Raw genomic sequence first — 15,116 nt, 5'->3', positions numbered from 1 at the left:
TCGGAGGCGGGGACCTCGACGAGATGGTCCTTTTGTCGCGAGTAAACGCGGTGGTAGTCGGCGATATCGTCAAGCCAGCCGCGGGCGGCCGCCAACTCGGCCGGTCGGCCTGCGTTGCTGGCCGCGCCGATGAGGAAGCCGGCCGAACCGCCGAGCAGCATCAGCGCCACCGACGCCGCAAGCACGCGCGGCCAGATGCGTACGTTTCTGACGCTGGCGGCTGTCGCCGTCACACGCTCGGTCTTGGGACTGGCGCCGGGACCCTGCTTGATCTGCCGAACCAGGGCCAGCGGCACGGGATCGTGCAGAAAATCCTCAAAGGCGGTATCGCCGAAGCTGCTGCCGGCCTTCAGCTTTTCGAACAAGGCCTTGGCGTCGTCGTCGCGGGCGAGAAGCGCTTCGAGTTCATGTCGTTCGGCTTCGCCGATCTCGCCGTCGATATAGGCGGATAGACGAACTTCGAGTGCGTGCCCCTTTGTCTGTTGCAACGGTCAGGCCCTCCTTTCGGTATTCTCGGAGACCATGGCCGCAAGCCTGAGGCGCGCAGTCGATAACCTGCTCATCACCGTGCCGATCGGAATACCGAGGATGTCGGCCGTCTCGCGGTAGCTATGGCCTTCGACGTTGACCAGCAGGAACACGCTTGCCAGGCCCTCGGGCATGGACAGGATCATCTTCTGCAACTGATTGGCGTAGACGGCTTTTTCGGCTGAAGGCTCGATGCTGAGCTCCTCCTGGCCGAGTGCGTCGACCGTGCCGCTACCGACACGGACCTTGCGCTTGCGGATCTCGTCGACCCAGAGGTTGCGCGTCATCGCATAGACCCAGCTTTCCAGCCGGCCTTCTCCGTTCCAGAGGTGGCTGCGCGTGATCGCGCGCTCGCAGGCTTCCTGAACCAGATCGTCGGCATCATTGGCGTTGCGCGTCAACGTCATCGCGAACCGACGCAATTTGGGCAGGAGGCCGACCAAGTCGCGTCTGAAGTCCTTCGTTTCTGCCGCTGGACGCATTGCTCTTCCAAATGAAACGTGCCGGATCGTGCGTTTATTCGCGGTGCGGGGCACGAGGCGGATGATATGAAACATTTGCCCCTTAGTCTGCAAGGGAAGCGCCGGAACGGAAAGCAAATTCTGCTGCTTCATGGCGTCTTTTCCCAAAAAGCTTTTGCTTGCCGGCGCCCGTTAACCACGCGCTTCGTTACCGTAAACTGCAGCGCTGCCCCGAGATCGCGTCAAAGTTCGGCCCGAATCTGGCCGGACCTCATCGCACAACTGCAGGTCGATGTCGGGGACACGCCAATGAACGGACAGCATCGTAGCAAGAGATTGAATGTCGCTCGGATCACGGGTGATCGATGGGGCCGAGCCCAGTTTCGGCGAGGGGCCGTGGCCATACGCATTGGCGCAGTGGTTCCTCTGCTTGCGGGGCTCGCCGCATGCCAGAGCGCTCAGGTCATCGAAACCGGATCGCTCTCGTCCTACAAGGATTTCGTTGCCAGCGACGGGATGGTGACCAAGACGAAGTATCGGGTGGATGCCGCCGCGACCAAGAACGTGAAGACGGTACACGTGATCCCGACGACCTTTGCGGCCACTGCCGATCTCGACAAGCTCGGGGATCCGCAGAAGAAGCTGGTGGCCACCGCGATCGACCGTTCGCTCTGCGAAGCCTTGAGTGCGCAATTCGATGTCGTGCCGATATCGAAGCCGGCCGATATGGCCGTTCGCTCCGTGATCAGCAAGGTCAAATCGACAAATGCCGTTGTTGCGGGTGTGTCGACCGTCACCTCGGCGGTCGCTCCCGTTCCGGTTCCGCGCATTCCGATCGGTCTTGGAAGTCTCGCGGTCGAGGCCGAGGCTTTCGACGCGAGGGGCAAGCAGATTGCCGGGATGACATGGGCGCGGGGCGCCAACATCCTCACTAATGGTTCACGCGCATCGACGGCCGCCGATGCATTCGAACTCGCCGGCGACTTCTCCGACGATTTCAGCGCGCTCCTGGAAAAATCGAGCGACCCGATGAAGTCCGATTTCGAGCTGCCGTCGATGAAGAACGTCAAGAACAGCGTCGCTTATGCGGTGACCGGCAAACCCACCGATCCGGATTGCGCGGTGTTCGGCAAGGGATCCGGTCTCGGCGGCATCGCCGGCGGCGCGCTCGGCTTGCCGCCGGAATGGTCGGAGAAGAAGAACGATGCAAAGTCGATTGCTGATGACGCTGCGGGAAGCGGTGCCACGGCAGGCGGGGCGAAGGGAAGTGCGTCCAAGGGAGGCGAGCCCAAGAAGAGCGGGCCGACGGCAGGCGGGCCGAAGAAGACCTAGTGTCCCGGTGCGTGCCCGTGGCACCTCGGATCGAGGCGGCGCCTGGCGCCGCCCGTCCATATTATCGCCCGGTCAGTACTGGCGCACGCCGCCGAGTGATTGCAGCAGCGCGCGGTAGGCCCAGGTGTTTTCGCCGCCGCGATCGCGGATCTCGATGAGCTGCACGCGGGCTTCCTCGACGCGTCCCTGTTCGATCAGGGCCTGGCCCATATAGGAGCGGGCGAGGATGTAGTTCTCGTCGGCCTGCAGCGCGCGCTTGTAGTACTGCATGCCCAGTTCCATGCGGCCGGCCTTGCGGTTGGAATAGCCGAGATAGTTGAGCACGCGGGCGCTCTTCTGATCCTTGACGGCGCCGAGCACCTTGATGGAATTTTCGTACTGGCCGTCATAGGCGAGCTCGCGTGCGGCCTGGAACAGGATATCGTCGCTGAGGTCGCTCTTCTTGGCGTTGACGCAGGCATTCTTCTTCGCGTCCCAGACCTTGCCATCGGTGCACTCGCTGGTCGTCTTGGTCTTCTTGGGCGGTTCGCTGGTATCTTCGCCGGCGGCCATCACGGCCTGCGCCATGAAGCTGGTTGCGCCGGCCACAAACAGGGCACAAAGCAGGCTTTTCCGGTACATCATGCCATCTCCCGTTTCTCGCGCACGCCCGCGAAGGCTCGCGCGTGGTTTCAAACTGATCGCGTGTCTTCGACGCTTCGAAAGGAGACCGCCATCGGGCTGATCCACCCACGAAGCATGCCAGAAGACGGTGCGCGCCACCAGCATGCAGCGCGACCGGGGTATGACGCATGAATGCGGGAAATTATTCGCCGGGCGATGAATATTCTGCGAAGCAGGTCCGCTTGGTCGCCTCAGAACCGCGTCGTTTCGGCGAGCGTCACGGTGGCGCCGTCGCCATTCAGCGCATAGCGCTCGCGCGTCAGGTGCCAGTTTCCAGGCTCGCCCACCACGGTGAAGAGGTTGTAGGCGGCCGGCGGCTTGTGACCACCCGGCCCCTGCGAGGCGGAGGCGATGCCGACGACCGGGACCGGAGCCTGCGGGCCCTTCAGCCAGTAGACGGTGTTGAGATGGGTGTGGCCGTGGATGACGAGTTCCGCGCCGCCAGACGAGATTGTCGCAGCAAAGCGGCGGATGCCGATCATGCGCTTGTGCATCGGGGCTGCGCCGCGGATCGGCGGGTGATGGATCATGACGATGCGAAAGAGACCTGCTTCGCCGGCGGCCCTGAGCATGTTGACGGTTTCGCGCGCCTGCCTCTGGCCGAAATATCCGCTGGCCGCAAAGGGCGGCGTCGCAACGGCGGTCGAGCAGCCGATCAGCGCGACCGGTCCGCGCACCCGCATATAGGGAAAGCAATGGTGCCGCTCATGCCAATGGGCGGGCGCATCGTCGCCGCGCATATAGGGATACCAGGCGCGGGTGGTCTTTTCGTAGGCACCCGGCACATAGGCGTCATGGTTGCCCGGAACGATGGAAATGTTCTCCGGCTTGCCCGCGTCCTCTAGCCACTCCGTGACGGCCTTGATCTCGAGCGACGACGCGAGGTTTACGAGATCGCCGGTCATCGCCAGATGGTCCGGGTCCTTCTTCTCGATGTCTGCCAACAGGCAATCGAGCGTGCCGGTGAAGAGATGCCGGCTGCGATTGCGGTGCCAGTTGACGAAGCCGGTGATGCGCTTGGACGCAAGTTCCCTCAGCGATAGCTCGGGTAGAGGTCCGAGATGGACATCTGAGATATGGGCAAGTTTGAACATCGCCCCCGTCTAGCGCATATTCCGGCCGAGGGGAATCAGGTCGCCCGATGAATCGCGTGCGGCTAGGAAATGGAAGGGCAAGTCGTCTGGAACAGGATCGGCCACCGGAGATGCGGCGCTGGTATCTGCGGCTCCTGATGCGGCTCGCGCACGGTTACTATGCACTGGCGCGCGGCATGACGATGGGCGTGCGGGCTGCCTGTTTCGACGGCGAGGGCCGGGTCTTTCTCGTGCGCCATTCCTATCTGCCGGGCTGGCACCTGCCAGGCGGGGGCCTCGACCGCGACGAAGCCTCGCTCGACGGATTGTTGCGAGAACTGCGCGAAGAGGGAAATCTGGAGACGACGGCGCCGCCGATGCTCATCCAGGTCTACTACAATCGGCGCACCAGCCGCCGCGACCATGTCGTCTTCTACCGCTGCGACGGTGTCAGGCAGAGCGCGCCGAAGACGCCGGATCTCGAGATTGCCGAAAGTGGCTTCTTCGCGCTCGATGCGCTGCCGGAGGATACCACGCCGGCGACCCGCCGCCGGCTTGCGGAGCTCGCCGGCAGCGTTGCTATCGATCGCTACTGGTAGGCACGACCGACTTTCCGTTTCATTGACGATTTACAGCGCTTCACGCCCATGCGGGGCGGTGAGGTCTAGCACCGGACCCACCGGCACGACACCGGTCGGGTTGATGGTCGTGTGGCTGCGGTAGTAGTGCTCCTTGATGTGACGCATGTCGACCGTCTCGGCCACGCCAGGCACCTGGTAGAGCTCCCTGAGGTAACCCTGCAGGTTCGGATAGTCGGCGATGCGGCGGATGTTGCACTTGAAGTGGCCGACATAGACTGGATCGAAGCGCACCAGCGTCGTGAACAGGCGCCAGTCAGCCTCGGTGGGGCGGCTGCCGGTCAGGTAGCGGTGCGAGGCGAGGCGTTCCTCCAGCATGTCGAGACGCGCGAAGAGGGCGGCAACGCTTTCCTCGTAGGCGCCTTGCGTGGTGGCGAAGCCGGCCTTGTAGACGCCGTTGTTGACGTCGTTGTAGACGTCGGTGTTCAAGGCATCGATTTCGCCGCGCAGCTCTTCCGGATAAAAATCGAGCGTCGAGCCGGTGAGGTCATCGAAGGCGGAATTGAACATCCGGATGATCTCGGAGGATTCATTCGAGACGATGGTGTTCTGCTTCTTGTCCCAGAGGACGGGGACGGTCACGCGGCCGGAATAGTTGGCGTCAGCGCGGGTATAGATCTGCCACAGCGCCTTCGAGCCGAAGAGGTGGTCTCCGGTGCCGATGCCGCCGTCCTTGAACTCCCAGCCCTGGGCGAGCATCAGCGGATCGACGACCGAAACGGAGATCAGGTCCTCGAGCTTCTTCAGCTTGCGGAAGATCAGCGTGCGGTGCGCCCAGGGACAGGCGAGCGAGACATAGAGATGATAGCGCCCGGCCTCCGCCTTGAAGCCGGCGTCGCCGCTCGGCCCGGCCGAACCGTCCGCGGTCACCCAGTTGCGGAACTGCGAAGCGCTGCGCTTGAAGTGGCCGTTCGTTGCCACGGTGTCGTACCAGACGTCCTGCCAGACGCCGTCCACCAATCTACCCATGGGAAAACTCCTTCATGATCGTTGCGTCAATAGATAGCGCTTCCAGCGGCCTCCGATAGGTAGCGAATTCGGAACAGTGCGTTTTAGGCTTTGACAGAGGGCATTTTTCTGATATCGGCGATCTCACAACTTTTTTTGTGCCGGAAGAAACGCACTGATGATCTCAGGAAACCTGCGACGACGCTGATGCTGCCAACGCCCACTTCGGGCGAAGCCATCCCTATGTCTGTCCGCATGCCTGGTTTCTAGATCCCATGAAAAAGCACGATCTCGTCTACCTGACCGAAGACGCGTCCCATGACGCCGCCATCGAAATCATCAATGAAGAAGCCTTTGGCCCCGGCCGGTTTGCGCGGGCGGCCGCGCGTATTCGGGAGCAGGGGCCGCATGACCGGTCTCTCTCGTTCATCTGCGCCGACAACGGCGAGACGATCGCATCGGTTCGGATGACGCCTGTGATGGCCGGCTCGATTATGGGCCATCTGCTCGGGCCGCTCGCCGTGCGGCCGTCGCACAAGAACATGGGGATCGGCCGGGAACTGGTGCGCATCGCCGTCGAGGCGGCGCGGCGGAACGGTTCGGAAGCGGTGATCCTCGTCGGCGACCCGCCCTATTATCAACCGCTCGGTTTCGAAAAGGTGCGTTACGGAGCGCTTGAGTTTCCCGGGCCGGTCGATCCCGCGCGGGTGCTCGTCGTGCCGATGGCCGAAGGCGTGCACGCCGGTCTTGCGGGTATCATCGGCTGGCGGGATGACGCACTGGCGCTTGCCGCGCCGCTCGAGCTGCCGCTCGCCGTCTGACATTAGCCTGCGGCGAGAGATTTCTTCAGGAAGACCCGGGTGCGGCCGATGGGGAAGTCCGGCAATTCGCCGAAGACTGCGTAGCCCTGGCGTTCGTAGGCGCGCCGGGCTTGCGGGTTGAAGGTGTCGATCCAGGCGCTGTGGCAACCGCGGCGTCGAGCTTCGTCTTCCGCCGCCTGCAGCAGTTTGCCGGCAAGGCCCTGTCCGCGCAGATTCTCCGGCAGCCACAGCCATTGCACGAAGAGCCAGCCCCAACCGGTGTAGCCATTCAGGCCGCCGCGTCTCCCTTGTGCCTCGAGGCCGCCGACGAGAACGGCGAGTGGTCGCCGCTCCGACGGGCCGACATCGGCCGCGTTGAAGGCGGTGAGGCCGTTGCCGATCGCTTCTAGCGCCTCGGGCGGAGGCGCGTCCGTAACCTCGAACATCGAAACCCCTAGATAGATGCGCGGCGATGTGAGCCGCGGCCCATGCTGAAGACGTCGAGCCCGTCTTCGCCCACGTCGCTCTCGTCGAGCCGCCAGCCGAGGCGCTCGTAGAAGGCACGCTTGCCGGGGAGGGCACAGAGATGGACGGCATCTGCGCCGGTACCGAGAGCGGCATGGGCTGCCTTCAACACGATGTCGCCGCCGACGCCTGCTCCGCGGAAGGGCGGATCTACCCAGACGGCCGCCACCCAAGGGGTGAGGTCCGGCCGCTCTTCGAGATCCGAAGCGATGACCGAGGCGGTGCCGACGAAGCGATCTCCGGCATGCGCGACGAGGCAGAGTTGCTCCGCGCCTTCGGCAAGGCTTGCCTTGAGCAGGCCGGTGATGTGGTCCAGCGGGAAGCCGTGCGGTTCCCACCAGGCGCGCCAGATGCGGTCGGCGACGGTGTCGAAGAAATGCGGTGCGTTGCGAATATCGCTGACGACAATGGTCTGATTGGTCATCGTCCCTCGCGATACCAAGTGGCCGAGATCAGGAAGAGCAGCGCTGCAAGCCCGAGAAGCCCGGTGAACAGCGGCAGCGAGTTGATGCCCTTCAATACGGTTTCATCCGTCATGCGAATGGAGAGGCGCTGATCGTCGGCCGAGCGTATCGAGCCTCTGACCGGCAGCACCGTCGGCAGATCGAGCGGGCCGTCGGCGCTTGCGAGACGCCGCACCAGGCCTTTGGTCTTCTGCGCCCAGGGGCGCAACTTGTCTTCGGTCGAGATCGCCGCCTTGAACTCCGGCGCATTGGGATCGCCGACATGTGCGAGCGCCGTGAGTTCGCCGTTGGTCATCTCGAACAGGCCGGTCTCGGCCGTGGCGAGTTCGGCCGAGTAGAGACCCGGTTGGCGCTCGGTCAGCTTCACGTCCTGCTTCTGGCCCGAGGGCGAAACGAGGGAAACGGGGCCGGGGTCGCCGTCGATCGTCTGGCGGGTAATTTCAAGCGTCCGGCCTCTGGCGCGCGCGGTCAGCGCTTCTTCCTCGAGCGAGGGTTCCTGCATCAGCCAGTGGGCGGTGCGGCGATAGAGCGAGACGTGGGGACCGCCACCTTCGAAGCCGCGCGCCCAGAGCCAGCCCTGGTCTGAGAGCAGCATGGCGACGCGGCCCTTGCCCACGCGGTTGAGCACCAGCAGCGGCTTGCCGTCGGCGGCTTCCATCACCGTATTGCCCTGCGGCCTGTCGACATCGACCGTACGGAACCAGCGGCCCCAGTGCGGCGGTTCGCTATCAGAGCCTTCGAGACCGCGGGTGACCGGGTGCTTCTTGCCTTCCTCCGACAGGCGGGGGAAGAACGCCTTCTCGTTCATCACGCCCGTGGGCGCGGCCGGAAGCACGGCAGAAAGCGGCGTTGCGGCGATCGAGTCGTCGCCGGCATGTTCCGGCCCGGCCGCAATCAGAAGCGCTCCGCCATTCTCCACATACTGCGCGATGTTGTCGTAGTAGAGGATCGGCAAGAGGCCGCGATGCTGGTAGCGATCGAGGATGATCAGGTCGAACTCGTTGATCTTGTCGACGAACAGTTCGCGGGTCGGGAAGGCGATCAGCGACAGTTCGTTGATCGGGGTGCCGTCCTGCTTTTCCTGCGGCCGCAGAATGGTGAAGTGCACCAGATCGACCGCCGCGTCGGACTTCAAGAGGTTGCGCCAGGCACGTTCACCGGCATGCGGTTCGCCGGAGACGAGCAGCACGCGCAGATTTTCGCGAATGCCGTCGAGCACGTGGACCGCGCGGTTGTTGGTCGTGGTCACTTCGCCGGGTACGGCGTCCACCGCAAATTCGAGCACGTTGTTGCCGCCGCGCGGCACCTTGAAGCTGAAGGGAACGTCGGTGCCCGGCTCGGCCCGTTCCCGGGCGATCTCGTTGCCGTTGAGGCGGATACTGACTTCGGCGGTCCCGCCAGGGGCGGCACCGTCGTCGACAACCCGGAAGGAGAGCTTCTGCTCTTCACCGACGATGCCGAAGCGTGGCGGGTTGATGAGCTCGACGCGCCGGTCGAACTCATCAGGCTTGCCGGTGATCAGGCCATGGATCGGGGCGTCGAAGCCGAGCTTGCGGCTGACATCCGGCACGTCATGGATCTGGCCATCGGTCACGAAAATGGCGCCGCCGATGCGCGCGGGTGGGACGTCTGCGAGTGATGTCGCAAGCGTGGAGAAGAGATTGGTTGCCGGCGACACGCTCGCCGGATCCGACTTGGCCTCGACGATGCGGGGCTCGATCAGCGGTATCGCCGCCAGTCGCGCCTTCAAGCCCTCGACCGCACGATCGGTCTGCGCGGTGCGGTCGCCATTCTGCTGGCTCTGGCTGCGGTCGACGACAATCGCGACGATCGTCGAGAGCGGGTCACGCAGTTCGACGAAGATGGAGGGGTTGGCGATCGCCAGGGCAAGTGCCGCCAAGGCGAGGGCGCGCAGCCAGGCGCCGCGTACCTTTCGCCACAGGCCAAAGCCGATGAACAGGGCCGCGACGACCAGCAGCGGCACGAAGAACATCAGCGGAAGCAGCGGAGCAAAACCATAAGTCATCGATCAGCCCTCACTGCCCAAGCCTTTGGAGGAGGTCCGGCACATGCACCTGATCGGACTTGTAGTTGCCGGTCAGCATATACATCATGATGTTGACGCCCGCCCGAAAGGCATATTCGCGCTGCGTTTCGTCCGGCGGCACCGTCGGCAGAAGCGGTGCGCCGTTGGCGTCGACGGCCCAGGCGCCGGCGAAGTCGTTGCCGGTGATCATGATCGGCGTGACGCCATCGCCGCCGCGCACCGGCCGGTTGCTCTGTTCCTGCGCGTCATTGGGGGCGGCTTCCACCCACAACTGGCTCTCGGTGTAGCGGCCGGGAAAATTCGAAAGCAGGTAGAAGGCCTTGGTCAGGACGTGGTCCGCGGGCACAGGTTCCAGCGGCGGAATGTCGAGGCCATTCAGCATTTCCTGCAGGCGCTGCACATTGGGGCTGTCGCCGGCGGCCGAAGGCGTCAGCGACGAGAACTGGTCGCGCGTATCGAAGAGCACGGTCCCGCCGTTGCGCATATAGGCGTCTATCCGGCTCATCACCCGGCTGCTCGGCATCGGCGCCGTGGCAGAAACCGGCCAATAGATGATCGGATAGAACGCCAGTTCGTCCTGTTCCAGATCGACGCCGACCGGCGCGCCCGGTTCCAGGGCAGTGCGATAGGTCAGGTAGTTGCTGAGGCCAAGAAGGCCCTGCTCGGACAAGCGGTCGACCTCGGCCTCGCCGGTGATGACATAGGCGAGGTGGGTTGTGTCGAGCCGTTGCAATGTCTGCTCGTCGCTCGGCTGGCTGTCCTGCGCGTGAGCAACCGTTGGGGCGAGCGCCGCGAAGCCAAGTGTCGCAAGGCCGAGGGTGGCCAGAACGGTTGCCGCGGCGGCACCACGGCTTCCGCGACCGCGCAACCCGGTGAGGCCGCCTGCCATGTAGAGCACGATCAGTGTGTCGATCAGGAAAAGCATCAGCGCAAGCCCGAAGAGGTAGGGGCGGATCGAGAATGGGCCCACACCTTCCAGTCCTTCTGCGCGCTCGCTGACGAGATTGCCTCTGATCGGAGCAATACTGCCGCCGTCCGGAAGCAGGTTGTTGGCAACGAAACCCTCCTCCGAGCCGTAGAGGCCGGGCGGTGTGTCAGCCGACACGGTCGGCGGAACTCCGGGGGCGATTTCGAGCGGACGGGCGCTGCCGGTTTCCGTGGTCAGTTCGCCTCGGGCGTTCAACAGTCGATAGGGCGGCAGGGTCTGCGCCTTGCTCGTCTGGTCGCCGGCAACGCCGCCGGCGCGCGAAAGCTGAATGGACCGACGCAGCATGTCGACGAAGGAGCCCGAGATCGGCAGGTTCGACCAGTTCGGATCGGCGCTCACGTGGAAGAGCACGATGCGGCCACGCCCGCGTTCGGCCGTCGTGACCAAAGGCGTGCCATCGGCGAGATTTGCCCAGGTCCGTTCCGCGAGGTCCGGTGTCGGCTGCGCCAGAACCTGGCGCTTGACGAGGACGTCGCGCGGATGTTCGAGGCCGGCAAAGGGGCTGGACGACGGATAGTCGGCGAGCGGCTGCGGCTCCGACCAGGAGAGTGCGCCGTCGAGGGACCGTTCGCCCTGCCTCAGCACGACCGGGACGAGCGGGTCGTCCGCAGGGGCGCCGGCCAGCCGAGGGCCGGCGAAGCGAACGAGCATGCCGCCATTTTCCAGCCAGCGCGTCACCACAGGATAGCTTTCGTCCGGCAGCCGGCCGACGTCGGCCATCACCAGGATCGACGGATTTTGCGCGAGAAGCTCGGCAATCGCCTTGCCGATCGCTTCCTCTCTGGGTTCGATCAGGTCGGCATGCGGTTCGAGTGCCCGCTTGATGTAATAGAGCGGCGAAAGCAGCGGCTGCGACTGATGAACTTCGCCACTAAGGAGCGCCACGCGACGGCGGCGGTTGCCGTCATCGAGCAGATGGATGCCACCGGCCGTCGCCTGTCCCTCGATCGTCAGACGCGCGAAGTCGTTGCGCAACTCGAAGGGTGCTTTCAGGAGAGCATTTGCCGTCGTGGCGCCAGCGCCGAAGTGAAGTTCACCTTCGGCAATGGCGGTGCCGTGCGCGTCGCGGGCAAAGACGTAGTAGGCGCGCGGCTCGCCGATCGGCAGCCGCGACACGGTGACCCGCATGCCCTCGTTTTCATTGGTTGCGGATGTCAGTGCGATGGCGCTTTCCGCATTGCCCTCGATCCGGCGGACATTCGCAGCACCGATCTCCGCGACCTGGCGCATCGTCTGGCCGTCGCCGGCCTCGATCCCGTCGCTGAGGAAGGCGAGCGTTCCCGGCGGCGAGCCCGAGAGGGCGGCTTTCATGGCGGCGAGCGCGCGATCGCGCACGGCGGGAAGGGGCTGCGGCTGTGCCGCCGCGAGACGGTCTCGTGCAGTGGTGGCGGAGGCCGGCGTCGCATCGTGCTGGCGGTCGGTCGTAAAGACGATCGAGACCGGCAAATCCTTCGCTTCCGCATCGTCGATGAGCGCATTGGCAGCCTCGACCCGCCGATCCCAGTCGGAGACGGTCGCCCAGCTGTTGTCGATGACGAGCGCGAGCGGGCCGGCGGACGAAAGCGTGTTCTGGCGCGGATTGAACACCGGATCGGCGATCGCCAGTATCACGGCGGCCGCCAGCAGCATGCGCAGCAGCGTCAGCCACCAGGGGCTTTGTGCCGGGGTTTCCTCGCGCTTCATCACGGACGCCAGGATGCGCAGCGGCGGGAAGACTTCGGCCGCGGGCCTTGGCGGCGTCATGCGCAGCAGCCACCAGATCACCGGCAGGGCAACCAGGGCGGCCAGGATGGCGGGGTTGGTGAAGAGGAGGGGCAGGCTGCTCATAGCTGGCCCCCATGCGTCGCGCGTCCCGGCATGCCGGAGAGATAGGTGTGCACGGCGACGAGCGCTTCGGAGGCGGGCCGGTCGGTCCTGTGCGGCGTGAAGGTCCAGCCGAGATGGCGGAGCGTCACGCCCAGGCTGTCGCGGCGGCTGACATAGGCGCGCTGATAGTCTTCACGCAGCACCTCGGCGCGGCCAGCCGTCAGCTTCTCACCGGTCTCCGGGTCGGTGAACTCGGTGCGGCCGCTATAGGGGAACACCTCTTCTGCTGGGTCCGCGATCTCGACCACATGGCCGCGCAGGCCGCGCTTGGCCAGCGGACCCAGGCGATCCATGATCTTTTCCGCCGGATCGAGAAAGTCGCCGATCAGCACCAGATCGCTGGCGCTGCGGATCATGCCGGTCTCTGGAAGGCCTTCCGCCAGCGGGCTCAGCATGATTGCGGTTGCCAGCCGTTCGGCGGCGTTGCGAGCCGATATCGGCTCCATGATGCCGGGGCAGCCGATGCGTTCGCCGGAACGGGCGAGAATCTCGGCGAGCGCCAGCATCAGCACGAGCGCACGGCTTTCCTTGGAGACGGCGCCGAGTTTCGATTTGTACATCATCGACGGGGAGAGATCCGCCCATAGCCAGATCGTGTGCGCGGCCTCCCATTCGCGGTCGCGGACATAGGTATGGTCGTCGCGGGCGGAGCGCCGCCAGTCGATGCGCGACATGCTTTCGCCGTCGCTATAGGGCCGAAACTGCCAGAAGTTCTCGCCGATGCCGCGCTTGCGCCGGCCGTGCCAGCCGGAGATCACGGTGTTGGCGATCCGGCGCGCCTCGACCAGGCAATCGGGAACGAGCATGGCGCGCTGCTGCGCACGTGAAAGCACTTCACTGGCGGGAGTACGCGAGACTATGTGCCCGACGGTGGCCATGCTTAGCCTCTGGCCTGTTTCACCAGGTCGGCGATGACGTCGCGCACGGTCATGCCTTCGGCACGGGCGGCGAAGGTGAGCGCCATACGGTGCTGAAGAACGGGCTCGGCAAGGGCCAGGATGTCGTCGATCGATGGTGCCAGGCGGCCGTCATAAAGCGCACGGGCGCGGGCGCAGAGCATCAGCGCCTGGCCGGCGCGGGGGCCCGGACCCCAGGCGACATTCTTGTCGGTGGCGGCGTTGCCATTGCCGGGGCGGGCGGAGCGCACCAGCGCCAGGATCGCATCGACCACCTTTTCGCCAACCGGCATCTGGCGGATGAGGCCCTGGATCTGCTGAAGGCGGGCGGCATCGATCACGGGATGGGCGGTCGCTTCGCCGACGCCGGTGGTTTCGAGCAGGATCTGCCGTTCGGCGGCGAGATCGGGATAGCCGACGTCGACCTGAATCAGGAAGCGGTCGAGCTGCGCCTCGGGCAGGGGATAGGTACCTTCCTGCTCCAGCGGGTTCTGGGTGGCGAGCACATGGAAGGGCTGCGGCAGGTCCTTGCGCGCTCCGGCCACGGTGATGTGATACTCCTGCATCGCCTGCAGCAGCGCCGATTGCGTGCGCGGCGAGGCGCGGTTGATTTCGTCGGCCATCAGCAATTGCGTGAAGATCGGGCCGGGAATGAAGCGGAACGAGCGATGGCCGGCCGCATCCTGGTCCATGACTTCCGAGCCGAGGATGTCCGACGGCATCAGGTCGGGCGTGAACTGCACGCGGCTCGAATTGAGCCCGAGCACGGTGCCGAGCGTGGCGACGAGCTTCGTCTTGGCAAGGCCTGGAACGCCGACGAGCAGGGCATGGCCGCCGGAGAGGACGGCGAGCAGGGTCTGCTCGACTACGCTTTCCTGGCCGAAGATGACCTTTCCGACTTCCGCACGCACCCGGGCGATTTCCGCGAGCGCGCTTTCCGCCGCAGCGACAATCGCCTTCTCGTCGATCGCGTCGGTCGCGCCCTTCATCACAGTCATGGTCGTACTCCCCGGTCGCCCGTTGTTAAACCGAATCGCCCTATACCGGGATTTCAGTCGCCAAATTCCAATTTAGACCCTGCCGGACGGCTGACAAGTCGGCGCCGACGCACTATCTCGTGAGATATCAAAGGTCTCGATGCAAAATCGAGGTCAAACGGGACGGAACAATGGCAGAAGCCGAAATTCAGCAAACCGGCGATGCCGCCGGACTGGCGGCATTGATTGCCCGTGCCGCCGGGCAGACCGGAGAAAAGGCGCGCGGCCTGCCGCCGGTGGATCGTTGGAATCCGCCGTTCTGCGGCGACATCGACATGGAGATCCGCGCCGACGGAACCTGGTTCTATCTGGGCACACCGATCGGTCGGCAGCCCTTGGTCAGGCTGTTTTCCACCGTTTTGCGCAAGGACGAGGACGGGCGCACCTATCTCGTTACTCCTGTGGAAAAAGTCGGTATCCGCATCGTCGATGCGCCCTTCGTCGCAGTCGAGATGAGCGTGACCGAACGGGAGAAGGGCCAGATCCTGACCTTCCGCACCAATGTCGGCGATGTGGTCGAAGCCGGGCCGGATCATCCGTTGCGTTTTGTCGTCCACGGCGAGAACCGCGAGCTGAAGCCTTACCTGCATGTGCGCGGGCGCCTGGAGGCGCTGGTGTCGCGGCCGGTCATGTATGACATCGTCGAACTTGGAGAGACCGTTGTCGTCGACGGCATCGAAATGTTCTGCGTGCGCTCGGGCGGCGCCGTCTTCCCGATCATGCCGGCGGCCGAGCTGGAAGCGCTGTCGCGATGAACCGGCATCTCTTCTCTGCTGACGAGTTTCGTCGACGCGCGCTGACCCAGATGGGCGGACCGATCGAGACCTCCTGGCGCGACCATGGCGACTTC

At 64.7% G+C, this 15,116-nt stretch carries 14 protein-coding genes and 2 pseudogenes; 5 read left to right on the top strand and 11 right to left on the bottom strand.

Going from position 1 to position 15,116, the window contains the following annotated elements:
* Together I8N66_RS30560 and I8N66_RS30555 are read right to left on the bottom strand one after the other, a co-directional pair.
* Positions 1 to 488 (bottom strand): annotated as a pseudogene (locus tag I8N66_RS30560) (anti-sigma factor); the annotation flags it as partial.
* Positions 489 to 491: 3 nt separating this feature from the next.
* Positions 492 to 1,010 (bottom strand): RNA polymerase sigma factor, encoded by a 519-nt coding sequence (locus I8N66_RS30555; protein ID WP_291162151.1) that lies wholly within the window; start codon positions 1,008 to 1,010, stop codon positions 492 to 494.
* 375 nt (positions 1,011 to 1,385) lie between these two features.
* Between I8N66_RS30555 and I8N66_RS30550 the strand changes: the two genes are divergently transcribed.
* Entirely contained in the window at positions 1,386 to 2,321 is a 936-nt protein-coding gene (locus tag I8N66_RS30550; protein WP_162768598.1) for a DUF3313 domain-containing protein, read from the top strand.
* A 72-nt stretch (positions 2,322 to 2,393) separates the two neighbouring features.
* On the opposite strand, the gene I8N66_RS30545 is transcribed toward I8N66_RS30550, so the two are convergent.
* The gene (locus I8N66_RS30545; protein ID WP_162768597.1) at positions 2,394 to 2,945 is read right to left on the bottom strand and encodes a tetratricopeptide repeat protein; all 552 of its coding nucleotides are present in this window, start codon (positions 2,943 to 2,945) and stop codon (positions 2,394 to 2,396) included.
* Positions 2,946 to 3,175: 230 nt separating this feature from the next.
* Complete coding sequence (locus tag I8N66_RS30540; protein WP_113535498.1) at positions 3,176 to 4,078, bottom strand: metallophosphoesterase; 903 nt, start codon at positions 4,076 to 4,078, stop codon at positions 3,176 to 3,178.
* A gap of 110 nt (positions 4,079 to 4,188) precedes the next feature.
* On the opposite strand from I8N66_RS30540, the gene I8N66_RS30535 reads away from it, so the two are divergent.
* Positions 4,189 to 4,656, top strand: a complete 468-nt coding sequence (locus I8N66_RS30535; protein ID WP_113535497.1) for an NUDIX domain-containing protein — start codon at positions 4,189 to 4,191, stop codon at positions 4,654 to 4,656.
* A gap of 30 nt (positions 4,657 to 4,686) precedes the next feature.
* Here I8N66_RS30535 and I8N66_RS30530 read toward each other — a convergent pair whose 3' ends face one another.
* Entirely contained in the window at positions 4,687 to 5,664 is a 978-nt protein-coding gene (locus I8N66_RS30530; protein WP_291162143.1) for a glutathione S-transferase family protein, read from the bottom strand.
* Between the two features lie 254 nt (positions 5,665 to 5,918).
* Between I8N66_RS30530 and I8N66_RS30525 the strand changes: the two genes are divergently transcribed.
* Positions 5,919 to 6,464: an N-acetyltransferase gene (locus I8N66_RS30525; protein WP_113535495.1), complete on the top strand. Its 546-nt coding sequence runs from the start codon at positions 5,919 to 5,921 to the stop codon at positions 6,462 to 6,464.
* 2 nt (positions 6,465 to 6,466) lie between these two features.
* Here the strand turns inward: I8N66_RS30525 and I8N66_RS30520 are convergent, their stop codons facing one another.
* Genes I8N66_RS30520 through I8N66_RS30495 form a run of 6 tightly spaced genes read right to left on the bottom strand, consistent with a single transcriptional unit; the run spans position 6,467 to position 14,227 of the window.
* Positions 6,467 to 6,889: a GNAT family N-acetyltransferase gene (locus I8N66_RS30520; protein ID WP_291162139.1), complete on the bottom strand. Its 423-nt coding sequence runs from the start codon at positions 6,887 to 6,889 to the stop codon at positions 6,467 to 6,469.
* Positions 6,890 to 6,897: 8 nt separating this feature from the next.
* A complete protein-coding gene (locus I8N66_RS30515; protein WP_291162136.1) occupies positions 6,898 to 7,392 on the bottom strand; it encodes a GNAT family N-acetyltransferase in 495 nt (164 codons plus the stop codon).
* Positions 7,389 to 9,458 carry a hypothetical protein gene (locus tag I8N66_RS30510; protein WP_291162133.1) on the bottom strand — a complete coding sequence of 690 codons (2,070 nt, stop codon included), beginning with the start codon at positions 9,456 to 9,458 and terminating at the stop codon, positions 7,389 to 7,391. Before I8N66_RS30510 ends, I8N66_RS30515 begins: the two co-directional genes overlap by 4 nt.
* Positions 9,459 to 9,468: 10 nt before the next feature.
* On the bottom strand, positions 9,469 to 12,294 hold the full coding sequence (locus tag I8N66_RS30505; protein ID WP_291162130.1) for a DUF4159 domain-containing protein: 2,826 nt from the start codon (positions 12,292 to 12,294) through the stop codon (positions 9,469 to 9,471).
* The gene (locus tag I8N66_RS30500) at positions 12,291 to 13,211 is read right to left on the bottom strand and encodes a DUF58 domain-containing protein (protein ID WP_291162127.1); all 921 of its coding nucleotides are present in this window, start codon (positions 13,209 to 13,211) and stop codon (positions 12,291 to 12,293) included. Before I8N66_RS30500 ends, I8N66_RS30505 begins: the two co-directional genes overlap by 4 nt.
* 2 nt (positions 13,212 to 13,213) lie before the next feature.
* Complete coding sequence (locus tag I8N66_RS30495; RefSeq protein WP_291162124.1) at positions 13,214 to 14,227, bottom strand: MoxR family ATPase; 1,014 nt, start codon at positions 14,225 to 14,227, stop codon at positions 13,214 to 13,216.
* Positions 14,228 to 14,397: 170 nt separating this feature from the next.
* Here I8N66_RS30495 and I8N66_RS30490 point away from each other — a divergent pair, with 170 nt between their 5' ends.
* Both I8N66_RS30490 and I8N66_RS30485 read left to right on the top strand, forming a co-directional pair.
* Positions 14,398 to 15,021 (top strand): DUF1285 domain-containing protein, encoded by a 624-nt coding sequence (locus tag I8N66_RS30490; RefSeq protein WP_291162121.1) that lies wholly within the window; start codon positions 14,398 to 14,400, stop codon positions 15,019 to 15,021.
* Positions 15,018 to 15,116, top strand: a pseudogene (locus I8N66_RS30485) (CoA pyrophosphatase); the annotation flags it as partial. The gene I8N66_RS30490 and the pseudogene I8N66_RS30485, both read left to right, overlap by 4 nt.

This window comes from Ensifer sp. SSB1 (assembly GCF_016652895.1).
Classification (GTDB): Bacteria; Pseudomonadota; Alphaproteobacteria; order Rhizobiales; family Rhizobiaceae; genus Ensifer.
The sequence above is the reverse complement of the archived record's forward strand: the minus strand, read 5'-3'. Positions and strand labels throughout refer to the sequence as shown.

Bases quoted from the DNA above. Each gene is read 5' to 3' on its own strand.
- I8N66_RS30555 (WP_291162151.1), bottom strand. From the start codon at position 1,010: ATGCGTCCAGCGGCAGAAACGAAGGACTTCAGACGCGACTTGGTCGGC.
- I8N66_RS30545 (WP_162768597.1), bottom strand. From the start codon at position 2,945: ATGATGTACCGGAAAAGCCTGCTTTGTGCCCTGTTTGTGGCCGGCGCA.
- I8N66_RS30540 (WP_113535498.1), bottom strand. From the start codon at position 4,078: ATGTTCAAACTTGCCCATATCTCAGATGTCCATCTCGGACCTCTACCC.
- I8N66_RS30535 (WP_113535497.1), top strand. From the start codon at position 4,189: ATGCGGCGCTGGTATCTGCGGCTCCTGATGCGGCTCGCGCACGGTTAC.
- I8N66_RS30530 (WP_291162143.1), bottom strand. From the start codon at position 5,664: ATGGGTAGATTGGTGGACGGCGTCTGGCAGGACGTCTGGTACGACACC.
- I8N66_RS30525 (WP_113535495.1), top strand. From the start codon at position 5,919: ATGAAAAAGCACGATCTCGTCTACCTGACCGAAGACGCGTCCCATGAC.
- I8N66_RS30520 (WP_291162139.1), bottom strand. From the start codon at position 6,889: ATGTTCGAGGTTACGGACGCGCCTCCGCCCGAGGCGCTAGAAGCGATC.
- I8N66_RS30515 (WP_291162136.1), bottom strand. From the start codon at position 7,392: ATGACCAATCAGACCATTGTCGTCAGCGATATTCGCAACGCACCGCAT.
- I8N66_RS30510 (WP_291162133.1), bottom strand. From the start codon at position 9,458: ATGACTTATGGTTTTGCTCCGCTGCTTCCGCTGATGTTCTTCGTGCCG.
- I8N66_RS30505 (WP_291162130.1), bottom strand. From the start codon at position 12,294: ATGAGCAGCCTGCCCCTCCTCTTCACCAACCCCGCCATCCTGGCCGCC.
- I8N66_RS30500 (WP_291162127.1), bottom strand. From the start codon at position 13,211: ATGGCCACCGTCGGGCACATAGTCTCGCGTACTCCCGCCAGTGAAGTG.
- I8N66_RS30495 (WP_291162124.1), bottom strand. From the start codon at position 14,227: ATGACTGTGATGAAGGGCGCGACCGACGCGATCGACGAGAAGGCGATT.
- I8N66_RS30490 (WP_291162121.1), top strand. From the start codon at position 14,398: ATGGCAGAAGCCGAAATTCAGCAAACCGGCGATGCCGCCGGACTGGCG.